Below are 13,111 nucleotides of genomic sequence, written 5' to 3' on the forward strand. Positions count from 1 at the left end.
CGTTGTTGTCAGGCCGGCACTTCCATCCTCACCTGGTAGCGCCCGTCGATCAGCGCCGTCCGGAACTGCGCCTGCACGTCGTGCAGCAGTCGCAGCCGGTCCCGCACGTTGTCCAGCGCCACGCCGTGGCCGGGTCGCCCCTGGCCGGCGGGCACCGTGTTCGTCACCTTGATCACGACGACGCTGCCGCGTCTCTGGGTGGTCACCTTCACGTCCGCTCCCGTCGGACTCGGTTCCACGCCATGCTTGACGGCATTCTCCACCAAGGGCTGCAAAAACAATGCAGGCACCTTCGCGCGCCCCGCTTCCGGGTCGATCGCCCACTCCACGCGCAGGCGCTCGCCGAAGCGCACCTGCTCGATGTCCAGGTAGTGGCGCGCCACCTGCACCTCCTCGGCCAGGGTCGCGGCATCGGTCTTGGCGACCAGGGCGTGGCGGAACAACTCGCTCAGGTCCTCCAGCAGCGCCTCCGCCTTCACCGGGTCGTCGCGCACCAGCGCGATCGCGCTGTTCAGGGTGTTGAACAGGAAATGCGGCCGGATCCGGGCCTGCAGCTCCGCCAGCCGCGCCGAGGTCTCGGCCGGCATCCGGCCCTTGTCGCGCAGCACCAGCGCCGCCACCATCACGGCGGCCACCAAGGCGCCGGAGAGCGTCACGGCGGCCCACGGTGCGGGGCGCACGCCCACCATCGCGAGCAGGACGCAGCTGAAGGTACCGCAGAGCGCGCCCCAGGCCACGGCCACCGCTTGCTGCACTGCAGGCGAAAGCCGTGCCAGCACGCGGCTGGCGCCGCAGGTGCAGACCACCCACAAGAGGGTGCCGGGCAGTGCCGCGCCCGAGAGCAGCGCCAGGCGCTGCAGCCACGCCTGCCAGCCGCCGGGGCCGAACAGCGCACCCACGCTCACCACCGCCTCCACGAACAGCACGGCCCGCAGCATCACGCCCGGATGGCACACGTCGAAAACCATCCGCGGCTTGGGCATCGCCGGCCGGGACAGTTCCTGGAACGCGGATAATAGTTTCGAGTCGTCCATCAGTGTCAGTGCATGCTCACGCGTGCCCGTCGGCCCTCCTGCCCCCATTATTGGGGAAGCGGCCGCTCCGACCCAACCCGCAGCGCATCCCTGCAGCTTCTATGAGCCAACTCGATCACAAGTCCGAGGCGTGGTCCGCCCTCTTCAGCGAGCCCATGAGCGACCTCGTCAAACGCTACACCGCCAGCGTGTTCTTCGACAAGAGGCTGTGGCAAGCCGACATCGCGGGCTCCCTGGCGCACGCCGCGATGCTGGCCAGGCAGGGTGTCATTTCCGCAACGGACCTGGCCGATATCCGCCGCGGAATGGACCAGATCCGCCAGGAAATCGGCTCCGGCGCCTTCGAATGGAAGCTGGACCTGGAGGACGTCCACCTGAATATCGAGGCCCGCCTCACCCAGCTGGTGGGCGATGCCGGCAAGCGGCTGCACACCGGCCGCAGCCGCAACGACCAGGTCGCCACGGACGTGCGCCTGTGGCTCCGCGGCGAGATCGACCTGATCGCCGACCTGCTGGAAGACCTGCAGAGGGCGCTCCTGCAGCTCGCCGAGCACAACGTGGACGTGGTTCTTCCCGGCTTCACGCACCTGCAGGTCGCGCAGCCGGTGAGCTTCGCACACCACATGCTTGCCTATGTCGAGATGTTCTCGCGCGACCACGAACGCATGCTGGAAGTGCGCCGCCGCGTGAACCGCCTGCCCCTGGGCGCCGCCGCCCTGGCCGGCACCAGCTATCCGCTGGATCGCGAGTGGGTCGCGCAGGAGCTGGGCATGGAGGGCGTCTGCCAGAACTCGCTGGACGCGGTGAGCGACCGCGACTTCGCCATCGAGTTCACGGCCGCCGCGTCGCTGGTGATGGTGCACGTGAGCCGCTTCTCCGAGGAGCTGGTGCTGTGGATGTCGCAGAACTTCGGCTTCATCCGCATCGCCGACCGCTTCACCACCGGCTCGTCGATCATGCCGCAGAAGAAGAACCCGGACGTGCCAGAGCTCGCGCGCGGCAAGACCGGCCGCGTGGTGGGCCACCTGATGGGGCTCATCACCCTCATGAAGGGCCAGCCGCTCGCGTACAACAAGGACAACCAGGAAGACAAGGAGCCCTTGTTCGACACCGTGGACACGCTCAAGGACACCTTGCGCATCTTCGCGGAGATGGCCGGCGGCATCACCGTGCAGCGCGAGGCCATGGAGCAGGCGGCGCTCAAGGGCTACGCCACGGCCACCGACCTGGCCGACTACCTGGTGAAGAAGGGCCTGCCCTTCCGCGACGCGCACGAAACCGTCGCGCACGCAGTGAAGGCGGCCGTCACCCACAACTGCGACCTGTCCGAGCTGCCGCTCGCCGTCCTGAAGCAGTTCAATCCGGCGATCGAGAAGGACGTCTACGACGCCCTGTCCCTGCGCGGATCGCTGAACGCGCGCAACACCCTGGGCGGCACCGCGCCCGTGCAGGTGCAGGCGCAGATCGAACGCCACCGCCAGCGCCTGGCCTGAAGTGGCCGCCCGCGGGCGAGCCGTTACCATCTCTGGCCTGAGGAGGAGACGAGACTTGCCCGTGATCACCAACATCGAGGACCTGCGCGTCCTGGCGAAGCGGCGCGTGCCGCGCATGTTCTACGACTACGCCGATTCCGGCTCGTGGACCGAGAGCACCTACCGCGCGAACGAGGCCGACTTCGAACGCATCCTGCTGCGCCAGCGCGTGGCCGTGAACATGGAAGGGCGCACCCTGGAGACCACCATGGTCGGCCAGAAGGTGGCGATGCCCGTCGCCATTGCGCCCACGGGCCTCACCGGCATGCAGCATGCCGACGGCGAGATCCTCGCCGCGCGTGCGGCCAAGCGCATGGGGATCCCGTTCACGCTGTCCACCATGAGCATCTGCTCGCTGGAAGACGTCGCCGAGGGCACCGGGCGCCATCCCTTCTGGTTCCAGCTGTACGTGATGCGCGACCGCGGCTTCATCGAGAGCCTGATCGACCGCGCCCGCGCCGCCAACTGTTCCGCCCTGGTCCTCACGCTGGACCTGCAGATCATGGGGCAGCGCCACAAGGACCTGAAGAACGGCCTGTCGGCGCCGCCCAAGCTCACGCTGCCCAACATGCTGAACATGGCGACCAAACCGCGCTGGTGCCTGGGCATGCTGGGCACGAAGCGGCGCCAGTTCGGCAACATCGTCGGCCACGTGCAGGGCGTGGACGACATGAGTCGCCTGTCCGAATGGACGGCCAAGCAGTTCGACCCGCGCCTGTCCTGGGACGACGTGCAGTGGATCAAGAACCGCTGGGGCGGCAAGCTGATCCTCAAGGGTGTGCAGGACGTCGAGGACGCGCGGCTGGCCGCCGACTCCGGCGCCGACGCCGTGATCGTCTCCAACCACGGCGGCCGCCAGCTCGATGGCGCGCCCTCCTCCATCTCGGCGCTGCAACCCATCGTGGAAGCGGTGGGCGACCGCATCGAGGTCCACATGGACGGCGGCGTGCGCTCCGGCCAGCACGTGCTCAAGGCCGTGGCCTTGGGCGCGCGCGGCGTCTACATCGGCCGCGCGATGCTGTACGGACTCGGCGCCATGGGCCAGGAAGGCGTGGAACGGGCGCTGGAGATCATCCGCAACGAGCTGGACCTGTCGATGGCCTTCTGCGGCCGCACCAACATCCGCGACGTGGATCGCAGCATCCTGCTGCCGGGGACCTACTGACAGCGTTTGCCGCAGGGGCCCCGCCGCACCCGCATGCACAATGAGCGCGTGAGTCCGCCGCGCCGCATCGCCCACCTCGACATGGACGCGTTCTTCGCGTCCGTGGAGTTGCTGCGCTATCCGCAGCTGAAGGGGCTGCCCGTGGTGATCGGCGGCGGCCGGCGCAAGGTGGACGAGATCGTGCGCCAGCGCTTCGCCGACCGGCCGCTGTCGCAGATCCCCGCCGACGCCTTCCCGCTGCTGAAGGACTACGTCGGCCGCGGCGTGATCACCACCGCCACGTACCCCGCGCGCCAGTTCGGCGTGGGCTCCGCCATGGGCATGATGAAGGCGGCGAAGCTGTGCCCGCAGGCGATCGTGCTGCCGGTCGACTTCGAGGAGGTGCGGCGGTTCTCGCGCACCTTCAAGGCCGTGATCCGCGACATCGCGCCGGTGGTGGAGGACCGCGGCATCGACGAGGTCTTCGTCGACTTCACCGACGTGCCGGGCGGACAGCGCGAGGGCGGCCGCGTGCTGGCGCGCCTGATCCAGAAATCCATCTTCGACGCGACCGGGCTCACCTGCTCGATCGGCGTCGCGCCCAACAAGCTGATCGCCAAGATGGCCAGCGAATTCAACAAGCCGAACGGAATCTCGATCGTGCACGAGGCCGATGTGCAGACGAAGATCTGGCCGCTGGCGGTGCGCAAGATCAATGGCATCGGGCCGAAGTCCGAAGTGAAGTTGCACGCGCTGCACATCCACACCATCGGCGACCTCGCCGCACAGAGCCGCGAATGGCTGGTGGACAACTTCGGCGCCGCGTACGGCGCATGGATGCACGACGCCGCCTGGGGTCGCGACGATCGCCCGGTGGTCACCGAGAGCGAGCCGGTCTCCATGAGCCGCGAGACCACGTTCGAGCGCGACCTCCACGCGGTGCGCGACCGCGCCGAACTGGGCGCCATCTTCACCGACCTGTGCACCCGCGTCGCCGAGGACCTGCGCCGCAAGGGCTACGTGGGCCGCACCATCGGGGTGAAGCTGCGCTACGACGACTTCCGCATCGCCACCCGCGACCAGACCCTGGATCACTACACCGACGATGCCGCCACCATCCGGCGCGCGGCGGGCCAGTGCCTCAAGCGCGTGGACCTGCGGCAGAAGCTGCGCCTGCTCGGAGTGCGCGTCGGCAAGCTGGCGAAAGCGGGCAGCCTGCCGGCCCCTGAAGCCGCGCCGCGAGTGGCCGCGGAGCCGACGCCGGATCTGTTCCACGGGCTGGCGGGCACGCAGGATTTCCGCTGACACGGGGCTCAGCCCAAAGGTCGATGTGGCCGGCGAGCCGGGGGGCTAGAGTGGTTCGCACACCGGTGTTCCGGCGGCGACGGAGAACCAGCATGGACCTCGACACATTGCAGCGCATCAAGCGGTGGCACGTGGCGCACCAGCGCGAACACCCTCTTGAGTGCTACGTCTGGGACGCGATGCTCACGCTGTGGGTGGTCGGCTGGGTCGGCTGGATCCCGGCCTTCACCTTCGATGCCTTGTGGGCCGCGCCGCTGCTCGCCTTCGCGATGTCGGCCCCGACCATGTACGTCGGCCTGCGCGAGAAGGCCCACAAGGCGCGCCGCCTGCGCTGCGACTGGATCTCGGTGCGCTGAAGCGCCCTACTGGCGCGCCGTCCGCACGTTGGCGGGCAAGGCCATGGGATGGCTGGTGCGCAGGGGGTTGATGTCCAGCCCGCCGCGGCGCGTGTAGCGCGCGTAGACGGCCAGCCGCGTGGGCCGGCAACGCCGCCACAGATCCATGAAGATCCGCTCCACGCACTGCTCGTGGAATTCGTTGTGGTTGCGAAAGCTCACGAGGTAGCGCAGGAGGCCGCCCTGCTCGATCTGCGGCCCGCTGTAGCGGATCTGGATGCTGCCCCAGTCCGGCTGGCCGGTCACCAGGCAATTGCTTTTCAGCAGGTTGCTGGTCAGCACTTCTTCCACCGGCGGTTCGTCCACGGCGGACTTCAGCAGCTCCGGCGCGGGCGTGTACTGCGTGCATTCGATGTCGAGCCGGTCCAGGCTCAGGCCGTCGAGCTCGTGCACCTGTTCCTGGTCGAAGAGGTCGGGCAGGAGCAGGCGCACGCCGACGGTCGAAGGCGACGGCGCGCCGCGCCACACCGCCTCGCTCAGGTCGGCCCGCAGCCGGTCGCGCACGGCGTCCGCACTGGCGAACACCGTGCCGCTGAAGCTGCCGAGGTACAGCTTGAGCGACTTGCTCTCGACGATGTTGGGCGTCTCGCAGGGAATGGTGAAGTGGCCGATCGCCACCTGCGGCTTGCCGCGCGGGTTCAGCCAGCTGAGCTCGTACGAGGTCCAGAGGTCTGCGCCGAAGAAGGGCGGCGCGCCGGCGATTCCGATCTCCTCGCGCTTGCCCGCACGCGCGATCGGGTACAGCAGGCTGGCGTCGTACTGGTCGGTGTAGTGCACCGGCCGGCCCAGCTGCGACAGGTCGGGGGAATTCATCCGGGAGAGCCTAGCCCCAGATGCGGCAGCAGTGCATCCAGGACGCGCTCGACCCCGCCTGGCGGAAGGTCATGGCCCATGCCCGGGATCGCGACGAAGCGCGCGCCCGGGATGTGGCGCGCCGTGTCCTCGCCGCAAGCGAGCGGAACGAGCGGGTCGTCCGTGCCGTGCACGACCAGCGTCGGCACCCGGATGCGATGCAGTTCACGCGCGCGGGCCGTGTCCGCCGCCACGGCCGCGACCTGGCGCAGGTTGCCACCGGGGTGGTAGCCGCCGCGCCGCAGCGACTGGCGGATGCGCTGGCGCAGTTCGTCCGCATCGGTCGGGTAGCCGGGGCTGCCGATGGTCTGGAACAGGCGCAGGTAGTGGCCGACGACCGAGGGCTCGCTCCAGTCCTTCGGCCGCGCCAGCAGCACCTGCAGCACGCGGGGCTTCGGCCCCGGCAGGTGGCGCGCGCCGCTGGAGCTCATCATGCTGGTGAGGCTCAGCACGCGGTCCGGAGCGGCCAGCGCGACCCGTTGCGCGATCATCCCGCCCATGCTCACGCCGACCACGTGCGCCTGCCGGATGTCCAGGGCATCGAGCACACCCAGCGCATCGGCCGCCATGTCGGAGAGGGTGTAGGGCGTCCGCACGGCCAGGCCCATGCGCAGCTTCATGCCTTCCCACAGCAGGTTGGGCACGCCGAGCGCGTCGAAGCGCTGCGACAGCCCGACGTCGCGGTTGTCGAAGCGCACGACGCGGTGTCCCGCTCCCAGCAGTGCCGCCACGAAGGCTTGCGGCCACGCGTCGAGCTGCATGCCCATGCCCATGATCAGCAGCACCGGCGTGCCGCCGGCGCCGCTGTCCTCGACTTCGATCGCGACGCCGTTCGCCCGGACCTTCATGCGCTCATTCGAAGCGGCGCTGCCGCAGCCACTTGGTCGCGATCCACTTTTCGCCGGCCAGCACGGGCGAGCCGCCATGAAGGGTGTGCGTGGAGGGGTGGGGCCGCACGTAGCTGAAGAACACAGCGTTGCCACGCTTGGGAGCCACTTCCATGTGCACGTCGGGAAAGACGGTGCCGCCGCCCTGTTCCGGCTCGGCGAGGTACATCACGATGGTCGCCACGCGCTGGCCGCCGCGCCGCAGGATGGTCGGCGTGCCGGGCTCGGCCGGATCGAAGTAGTCGTAGTGCGGCTTGTATTCGGTGCCCGGCTGGTAGTGCAGGATCTGCAGGCCCTCGCCGTTCTCCTCGGGCCAGTTCACCAGCCGCGCAATGCGCTGCTCGATGCGCCGCACCAGGTCGTTCTCGCCGCGCTGGAAGAACATGCCGTTGCTCGTGCGGTCCGCATTGACCTCCTCGCCCCCGGTCTTGGTCGCCACCGTGAGCGAGCGGGCCAGCCGCGGCTTGGCCAGGGCGACGAGCTGCTCGCACTCCTCGTCCGAGAGCAGTCCGCCGAACACGACCACGCGCGGGTCCGCCATCACCTGCAGCACGGCCACGCGGCGGTCGCCGGCGTCCAGGTACAAGGGCGACTCGTCGAGCGCCGGGTCGGGCACGGGCACGGCCGCGGGCAGGCCCTGCGCCTGCGCCTGGTCTTCGAGATGGCCGCGCAAGGTGCTCTCCATGGCCGCGACCGCCACGTCTTCCGTCCAGCCGGAGGCCAGCATGGCCTTGAGCACCGACTCGGCACTGTGGCCGGCTTGCGCCTGTTCGACGATCCACTTGCGCAGCTCGGGGGTCACCTGCTGCTGGCTCTTGGTCATGTTCATGGTGTCGTCCTGCGCCTGAACACCAGCCGCTGCGCCTGCGAGGCGGCCGGGTCGAAGGCATAGCCTTCGAGGTTGAAGTTCTCCAGCCTGCGCGGGGTTTCCACGCGCTGGAGGATGGCCCAGCGCATCATCAGGCCGCGCGCCTTCTTGGCCGAAAAGCTGATGATTTTCCAGCCTCCCGGCCGCCATTCCTCGAATACACAGTCGATCACGCGGGCCTTCAGCGCCTGCCGGTCCACGGCCCGCGCGTACTCCTGCGAGGCGAGGTTGACCACCACCGGAGTCTTGTCCGCCGCCAGCAGCGTGTTCAGGTGCTCGGCGATGCGGCTGCCCCAGTACTGGTACAGGTTGGCGGCCGTCCCCACCTTCAGCGAGGTGCCCATTTCCAGCCGGTAGGGCTGCATCCAGTCGAGCGGACGCAGCACGCCATAGAGGCCGCTCAGGATGCGCAGGTGCTGCTGGGCCCAGTCCAGGTCGGCCGCGCCCAGCTGCCTGGCCTGCAGGCCGTCGTACACGTCACCGTCGAAGGCCAGGACCGCGGGGCGCGCATTGCGCGCCGTGAACTTGCGCGACCAGGCCTGGTAGCGGGCCACGTTCAGCGCGGCCAGCGGATCGCTGAGCTCCATGAGCGTCGCGATCTCGGCCGGGGACTTGCGGCGCAGCACCTCGATCAGCTTCGCGGCATCGTCGGCGAACTCGGGCAGCGTGTGCGGCGCTTCGGGCAAGGCGGACGCATAGTCCAGGGTCTTGGCCGGGGAAAGGAGGAACAGCATGGGATTCGGGTCGGGGGTCTAGCCGCGCCAGGCACGGCCGGCCAGCCATTGGGTGCTGGCGACGGCCAGCACCAGCGCAGCATACGTCGCCATCTTCCCGTCGTGGCCGAAGTACCACAGCCCGGCGCCCAAGGCGACCGCCCCGGCCGCGAAGTTCAGGACGAAGGCGAACCCCCAGGAGGACGGCCGGGCGGCGGGTGGCAGCAGGACGCGCGCGGCCAGGGCGACGAAAGCGGCGACCACCAGGGCCGGGGCGAAGAAGCTGAGCAGGTGCAGGAGGGAGGCGAGTGGGCTCACGCGGTTGATCTGGAGCAAGTGGCAATCGAGCCAGTCTAAGTGCTTGATCTGGATCGGATTTTATAATTGGGCGAATGGCAGTCTGGGCATTGGGCATCAACCACACGACGGCACCGCTGGATTTGCGAGGCCGGTTCGCGTTCGCCCTCGACCAGATCGCGCCGACGCTGAACGCATTGCGCGACAACGTGGGCGCGCGCCTGGGCCGCCAGCCGGAAGCGGCGATCCTCTCGACGTGCAATCGCACGGAGATCTATTGCGCGGGTGCGCAGCACGAGATCGACACCACGGTGGAATGGCTCGCGCATTCCGGCGGCGTCTCCGAGAGCACGCTGCGCCACCACGCCTACACCTTGCAGGACGCCAGCGTCGCTCGCCATGCCTTCCGCGTGGCGAGCGGCCTCGACTCGATGGTGCTGGGCGAACCGCAGATCCTGGGCCAGCTGAAGGACGCGGTGCGCGTGGCGGAACAGGCCGGCGCCCTGGGCACCACGCTGAACCAGCTGTTCCAGCGTTCCTTCGCCGTGGCGAAGGAGGTGCGCACCTCCACCGAGATCGGCTCGCACTCCATCAGCATGTCCGCCGCGTCGGTACGCCTGGCGGGGCAGCTCTTCGAAGACCTGAGCCAGGTGCGGGTGCTGTTCGTCGGCGCGGGCGAGATGATCGAGCTGGCCGCCACGCACTTCGCGGCCAAGGGGCCGAAGGCCATCGTCGTGGCCAACCGCACGCTCGAACGCGGCGAGAAGCTCGCCACGCGCTTCGGCGGCGAGGTGATGCGGCTGGCGGACCTGCCGGCGCGCCTGCATGAATTCGACGTGGTGGTCAGTTCCACCGCGAGCCAGTTGCCCATCATTGGCCTCGGCGCCGTGGAGCGCGCGCTGCGCGCCCGCAAGCACCGGCCGATGTTCATGGTGGACCTGGCGGTGCCGCGCGACATCGAGCCCGAGGTGAAGGCACTGGAAGACGTGTACCTGTACACGGTGGACGACCTCGCGAAGGTGGTGCACACCGGCGCCGCCAACCGGCAGGCCGCCGTCGCCCAGGCCGAGGCGATCATCGACGCCGGCGTCCAGAGCTTCGTGCACTGGATGGACCAGCGCCACGCCGTGCCCCTGATCCAGCAGTTGAACCACCAGGCGGACGAGTGGCGCGCCGCCGAACTCGCCCGCGCCCGCAAGCTCCTCGCCCGCGGCGAGGACGTCGACACCGTGCTCGAAGCCTTGTCGCGCGGCCTGACGCAAAAGATGCTGCACGGGCCGATGGCCGAACTGCGCGCCGGCGACGCCGAAGCCCGCCAGCGCGCCAGCGCCGCGATCGAGCAATTCTTCCTGCGCAAAGAGCGTTAGCTGGGCCCCGTCCAGCCGGCCTCTTCTGTCTCCAGAGAAGCGCCGGGCCGCCCCGGGCTTTTTTTGGCTGGTCGAACCGCTGAAAAATGACGCGAAGGGGCGAAGCCCGCAGCGTCATTGACCAGCGAATCCATGAAACCCTTCCTCCGCCAGCAACTCGAGCGCTTTCCCGTCCGCCTGCAGGAGCTGGACTTCTACCTGTCGCAGCCCGAGGTGGTGAACGACATGGAGCGCTTTCGCGAGCTCACGCGCGAGCACGCCGAGGTCACCGAGGTGAACGGCGTGTACCAGCGCTTCCTGCAGCGCGAGCGCGATCTCGCGCAGGCGCGCGAGATGCTGGACGACCCCGATTTCGCGGAGATGGCGAAGGAGGAGATCGCCGTCGCCGACGCGGAGCTGCCGGGGCTGGAGAACGAATTGCAGTCGCTGCTGCTGCCCAGGGACCCGGACGACGTGCGCAACGTGTTCCTGGAAATCCGCGCCGGCACCGGCGGCGACGAGTCGGCGCTGTTCGCGGGCGACCTGCTGCGCATGTACACGAAGTACGCCGAGCGCCAGGGCTGGCGCACGGAGATCGTGAGCGACAGTCCCGGGGAAGTCGGCGGCTTCAAGGAGGTGGTGGTGCGCTTCGTCGGCGACGGGGCCTTCGGCAAGCTCAAGTTCGAGTCGGGCGGCCACCGCGTGCAGCGCGTGCCGGCCACCGAGAGCCAGGGCCGCATCCACACCAGCGCCTGCACGGTGGCGGCACTGGCCGAACCCGACGAGGCCGCGGCCGTGCAGATCAACCCGGCCGACCTGCGCATCGACACCTTCCGCGCTTCGGGCGCCGGCGGCCAGCACGTGAACAAGACCGACTCCGCCGTCCGCATCACGCACATTCCCACGGGCATCGTGGCCGAGTGCCAGGACGACCGCTCGCAGCACCGCAACAAGGCCAAGGCCATGCAGGTGCTGGCCGCGCGCATCCAGGAGAAGGAGCGCTCGGAGCGTGCTGCGAAGGAGGCGGCCACGCGCAAGGGCCTGATCGGCAGCGGCGACCGCTCCGACCGAATCCGCACCTACAACTTCCCCCAGGGACGGGTGACCGACCACCGCATCAACCTCACGCTGTACAAGCTGGGCGCGGTGCTCGAGGGCGACCTGGACGAACTGATCTCGGCCCTGCTGCTGGCCCGCCGCGCCGAGCAGCTGGAGGAGCTCGAGGTCGGCATGGGCGCCGCACGCGCGTGAACCTGCACGAGGCCCTCACCGCCGCGGCCGCGCTCGAAGTCGAGCGCCTGGATGCGCAGCTGCTGCTCTTGCACGTCCTGGGACGGGACGCAGGCGAGCGCGCCTGGCTGCTGGCCCATGACGGCGATCCACTGGAGCCCGCCGCGCAGCAGGCCTTCGAGCAGCTCTGCGCGCGGCGCGTGGCCGGCGAGCCGCTGGCGTACCTGGTCGGGCACAAGGAGTTCTTCGGGCTGCGGCTGCAAGTGGATGCGCGCGTGCTGGTGCCGCGACCCGACACCGAAACCCTCGTGGAGTGGGCGCTCGAGGTGCTGCGCGAACGGAAGGCGCCCCGCGTGATCGACCTCGGCACAGGCAGCGGCGCGATCGCACTGGCGATCCAGTCGGCGCGCGCCGACGCGCAGGTGGAGGCCGTGGACCGGAGCGCCGGCGCGCTCGCGGTCGCGGCCGCCAACGCCGCTCGCCTGCGGCTGCCGGTGCGGTTCCGTCAGGCCTCCTGGCTCATGGGCGGCGGCGCGTACGACCTCATCGCCAGCAACCCGCCCTACGTGGCCGAGGCCGATCCGCACCTGCCTGCGCTGCAGCACGAGCCGCGCGAGGCGCTCACCGCAGGCGCGGACGGGCTGGACGACCTGCGCCGCATCGTGGCCGAGGCGCCCGCCCACCTGCTGCCCGGCGGCTGGCTGCTGCTGGAGCACGGCTGGGACCAGGCCGCGGCCGTGCGCGCGCTGCTGGCCCAAGCCGGCTTTGCCGAGGTCGCGAGCCGGCGCGACCTGGCGGGGCATGAGCGCTGCTCCGGCGGCCGCTGGCTTGAACTGGGATAATCCGCAGCCAGATCCCTGCTTTCCTGCCCAGGAGAATGTTTCCCATGAGCGAAGTCCAGCAACGCATCGACCAACTCGTCAAGAACAGCGACGTCGTGCTGTTCATGAAGGGCAATGCGTCCTTCCCCATGTGCGGCTTCTCGGGTCGCGCGATCCAGATCCTCAAGGCCTGCGGCGTCGATCCCAAGCAGCTCACGACCGTGAACGTGCTCGAGGATGCCGACATCCGCCAGGGCATCAAGGAATACAGCAACTGGCCGACCATCCCGCAGCTCTACGTGCGCGGCGAATTCATCGGCGGCTCGGACATCATGATGGAGATGTACCAGAGCGGCGAACTGCAACAGGTGCTCGGACAGTCGGCCTGAGTTCGTTCGGGCCTCAAGACCAACAACCGGACGCAGAGGACGCAGAAGTTTCGCAGAGGACGCAAAAGAAGACCTTCAAAGGTCGAATGCATTCCTTCCGAATTGCATTCTTCTGCGTCCTCTGCGTCACCTTTGCGCCCTCTGCGTCCGGTTGTTTGGTTTGAAGCTTCTTGAGTGCAAAGCGATTAGCACTCCCGCGAACCGGCTGCCAAACGGCCATCCTCCCGCGTCCACTGTCGATTCCTGCTGACATATCCGCGCGAAAGCGCGGCCATTGGTTGCCTGGCTGGCACGGCCT

At 69.0% G+C, this 13,111-nt stretch carries 14 protein-coding genes; 8 read left to right on the forward strand and 6 right to left on the reverse strand.

Annotated features, from left to right (window positions below):
* Positions 1-8 precede the first annotated feature (8 nt).
* Entirely contained in the window at positions 9-1,034 is a 1,026-nt protein-coding gene (locus JJB11_RS12705) for a sensor histidine kinase (RefSeq protein ID WP_201171410.1), read from the reverse strand.
* 101 nt (positions 1,035-1,135) lie between these two features.
* Here JJB11_RS12705 and argH point away from each other — a divergent pair, with 101 nt between their 5' ends.
* From argH to JJB11_RS12725, 4 genes are all read left to right on the forward strand, one after another.
* On the forward strand, positions 1,136-2,527 hold the full coding sequence (gene argH / locus JJB11_RS12710; protein WP_201171411.1) for an argininosuccinate lyase: 1,392 nt from the start codon (positions 1,136-1,138) through the stop codon (positions 2,525-2,527).
* Positions 2,528-2,582: 55 nt separating this feature from the next.
* Positions 2,583-3,731, forward strand: a complete 1,149-nt coding sequence (locus JJB11_RS12715) for an alpha-hydroxy acid oxidase (RefSeq protein ID WP_201171413.1) — start codon at positions 2,583-2,585, stop codon at positions 3,729-3,731.
* A gap of 33 nt (positions 3,732-3,764) precedes the next feature.
* Entirely contained in the window at positions 3,765-5,015 is a 1,251-nt protein-coding gene (locus JJB11_RS12720) for a Y-family DNA polymerase (protein ID WP_201171414.1), read from the forward strand.
* A 92-nt stretch (positions 5,016-5,107) separates the two neighbouring features.
* Complete coding sequence (locus JJB11_RS12725) at positions 5,108-5,371, forward strand: hypothetical protein (protein ID WP_201171415.1); 264 nt, start codon at positions 5,108-5,110, stop codon at positions 5,369-5,371.
* Positions 5,372-5,377: 6 nt separating this feature from the next.
* Here the strand turns inward: JJB11_RS12725 and queF are convergent, their stop codons facing one another.
* Genes queF through JJB11_RS12750 form a run of 5 tightly spaced genes read right to left on the reverse strand, consistent with a single transcriptional unit; the run spans position 5,378 to position 9,066 of the window.
* Positions 5,378-6,223, reverse strand: coding sequence for an NADPH-dependent 7-cyano-7-deazaguanine reductase QueF (queF, locus tag JJB11_RS12730; protein ID WP_201171419.1), 846 nt, complete (start codon positions 6,221-6,223; stop codon positions 5,378-5,380).
* The gene (locus JJB11_RS12735) at positions 6,220-7,110 is read right to left on the reverse strand and encodes an alpha/beta fold hydrolase (RefSeq protein ID WP_201171421.1); all 891 of its coding nucleotides are present in this window, start codon (positions 7,108-7,110) and stop codon (positions 6,220-6,222) included. Before JJB11_RS12735 ends, queF begins: the two co-directional genes overlap by 4 nt.
* A 4-nt stretch (positions 7,111-7,114) precedes the next feature.
* A complete protein-coding gene (locus tag JJB11_RS12740; RefSeq protein ID WP_201171423.1) occupies positions 7,115-7,978 on the reverse strand; it encodes a 2OG-Fe(II) oxygenase in 864 nt (287 codons plus the stop codon).
* Complete coding sequence (gene yaaA / locus JJB11_RS12745) at positions 7,975-8,751, reverse strand: peroxide stress protein YaaA (RefSeq protein ID WP_201171425.1); 777 nt, start codon at positions 8,749-8,751, stop codon at positions 7,975-7,977. The genes JJB11_RS12740 and yaaA overlap by 4 nt, the downstream gene beginning before the upstream one ends.
* A gap of 18 nt (positions 8,752-8,769) precedes the next feature.
* On the reverse strand, positions 8,770-9,066 hold the full coding sequence (locus JJB11_RS12750) for a hypothetical protein (protein ID WP_201964794.1): 297 nt from the start codon (positions 9,064-9,066) through the stop codon (positions 8,770-8,772).
* A 56-nt stretch (positions 9,067-9,122) separates the two neighbouring features.
* Here JJB11_RS12750 and hemA point away from each other — a divergent pair, with 56 nt between their 5' ends.
* From hemA to grxD, 4 genes are all read left to right on the forward strand, one after another.
* The gene (gene hemA / locus JJB11_RS12755; protein ID WP_201171427.1) at positions 9,123-10,394 is read left to right on the forward strand and encodes a glutamyl-tRNA reductase; all 1,272 of its coding nucleotides are present in this window, start codon (positions 9,123-9,125) and stop codon (positions 10,392-10,394) included.
* Between the two features lie 132 nt (positions 10,395-10,526).
* Complete coding sequence (gene prfA, locus JJB11_RS12760; RefSeq protein WP_201171429.1) at positions 10,527-11,624, forward strand: peptide chain release factor 1; 1,098 nt, start codon at positions 10,527-10,529, stop codon at positions 11,622-11,624.
* Positions 11,621-12,445 carry a peptide chain release factor N(5)-glutamine methyltransferase gene (gene prmC / locus JJB11_RS12765; RefSeq protein ID WP_201171431.1) on the forward strand — a complete coding sequence of 275 codons (825 nt, stop codon included), beginning with the start codon at positions 11,621-11,623 and terminating at the stop codon, positions 12,443-12,445. The genes prfA and prmC overlap by 4 nt, the downstream gene beginning before the upstream one ends.
* 44 nt (positions 12,446-12,489) lie before the next feature.
* Entirely contained in the window at positions 12,490-12,813 is a 324-nt protein-coding gene (grxD, locus tag JJB11_RS12770) for a Grx4 family monothiol glutaredoxin (RefSeq protein WP_201171436.1), read from the forward strand.
* Positions 12,814-13,111 lie beyond the last annotated feature (298 nt).

Source organism: Ramlibacter ginsenosidimutans (assembly GCF_016654015.1).
GTDB classification, from domain to species: domain Bacteria; phylum Pseudomonadota; class Gammaproteobacteria; order Burkholderiales; family Burkholderiaceae_C; genus Ramlibacter; species Ramlibacter ginsenosidimutans.